The sequence below is a fragment of the Treponema sp. R6D11 genome, assembly GCF_054786075.1.
This window is the reverse complement of sequence record NZ_BDHD01000294.1, coordinates 1-1,651: the sequence shown is the minus strand read 5'-3', so window position 1 is coordinate 1,651 and position 1,651 is coordinate 1. Positions and strand designations below refer to the sequence as shown.

The 1,651-nt window shown below is 53.3% G+C and carries 2 protein-coding genes; one reads left to right on the top strand and one right to left on the bottom strand.

Annotation, left to right across the window (positions count from 1 at the left end):
* Positions 1-106 precede the first annotated feature (106 nt).
* A complete protein-coding gene (locus ACYVTD_RS12455) occupies positions 107-1,426 on the top strand; it encodes a sodium ion-translocating decarboxylase subunit beta (RefSeq protein WP_461248076.1) in 1,320 nt (439 codons plus the stop codon).
* 7 nt (positions 1,427-1,433) lie between these two features.
* Here the strand turns inward: ACYVTD_RS12455 and ACYVTD_RS12450 are convergent, their stop codons facing one another.
* On the bottom strand, positions 1,434-1,649 hold the full coding sequence (locus tag ACYVTD_RS12450) for a formylglycine-generating enzyme family protein (RefSeq protein WP_461248075.1): 216 nt from the start codon (positions 1,647-1,649) through the stop codon (positions 1,434-1,436).
* Between the last annotated feature and the right edge of the window lie 2 nt (positions 1,650-1,651).

The window sequence follows — 1,651 nt, the reverse complement described above, 5'->3', positions numbered from 1 at the left end:
TTAAACCCAAAAAAAAGACCCGATTTTAATCTGAAAATTCGGCCGGATGGTGTAAATCGCCACTTTTGGGTTTACCATTGTAGGTACCTTATTTAACACGAGGGCTATGGAGCAAGCCGCCAAGTCAACCGAAGAACTGCCTTCGTTAAGGAATCATGAGGGCATAATACCAAACAGCAGCGACCTGCCGCTGGTAAACTTTAAGGATTTCATAATTAAATTGGGACAAACCACGGGCATCTACGCTTTTTTCACCGACGTAGTAATGAAAACCACCCCCGCGGGCATCTCTTTCCCCGTATTCGGATGGTACGAGCTTATCATGGTTCTGGTCGGCTTCCTTGTAATCTATCTTGGAGCGTCGAAGGGCTTCGAGCCTTTACTGCTTGTCCCAATCGGCTTCGGCATCGTGTTCGCGAATATTCCATTCGCCGGCATGGGTGAACAGGGCGTATGGAACGATACGCTAAAGATATGGGAGCATCAGGGTTTTCTAAACATAATTTACAACGCGGGGATAGGCAACGAATTTTTCCCGCTTATTATTTTTATCGGGATAGGAGCGATGACGGACTTCGGCCCTCTTATCGCGAACCCCAAGACCGCCCTTCTTGGAGCGGCGGCCCAGTTCGGCGTTTTCGGCACTTTGTTTTTTATCAGCCTCGCGAACTTCCTTCCCGGCGTCGCCTTCAATCTTAAAGAAGCCTGCGGCGTCGCGATAATCGGCGGCGCGGACGGCCCCACCACGATTTACACCGCCGCGAAACTAGCGCCCCACCTTCTGGCGACGGTCGCCGTGGCGGCGTATTCCTACATGGCATTAGTCCCGATGATTCAACCGCCTATCATGAAACTGCTCACGACGCAAAAAGAACGGCTGATTAAAATGAAACAGCTCCGCCATGTTTCCAAGACGGAAAAAATCGCCTTCCCGATAATCGTATTTTTACTAGCGATTCTTTTAATCCCCGCCGCCGCCCCACTTATCGGCTGTCTTATGTTCGGCAACTTTATCCGTGAAATCGGCGTGGTGGAAAGGCTTTCCAAGACCGCCCAAAACGAGCTTATGAACATCGTGTCGATGTTCCTCTCCTTGGGCGTCGGCAGCCAGATGACCCCAGAAAAATTCCTTAACCCCTCTTCGCTGATCATCGTATTTATGGGGCTTCTCGCCTTCGCTATAGCGACCGCCACCGGCGTTCTCGTCGCCAAGTTTATGAACCTGTTCCTTAAAGAGAAGATCAACCCGCTCATCGGCTCCGCCGGCGTATCCGCGGTTCCGATGGCCGCGCGTGTATCAAACAAGGTCGGCCTTGAGTACGATCCCGGCAACTTCCTGTTAATGCACGCGATGGGCCCGAACGTGGCTGGCGTAATCGGAACGGCGATAGCGGCGGGAGTTATGATAGCGGTATACGGCAGATAATGGCAGGCTAGGGGCGGACAAGTCGGAAGCCGATGTAGTTGCCCCGGCCGTTCGGGGTGTCGTAGCCCCGGACCGCGGAACGCAGGTATCCGGCCGTATTGCGCCATGCCCCGCCGCGCCTCACGCGGTAAGTACCAAAGGACGCGCCTGTAGGGTTGTCCTGCGTAGAGCCTGAATAACTTTCGTACCAGTCCCAGCACCACTCCCGTACGTTCCCATGCATAT

Coding starts and splice junctions, on each gene's coding strand:
- ACYVTD_RS12455 (WP_461248076.1), top strand. CDS start 107: ATGGAGCAAGCCGCCAAGTCAACCGAAGAACTGCCTTCGTTAAGGAAT.
- ACYVTD_RS12450 (WP_461248075.1), bottom strand. CDS start 1,649: ATGCATGGGAACGTACGGGAGTGGTGCTGGGACTGGTACGAAAGTTAT.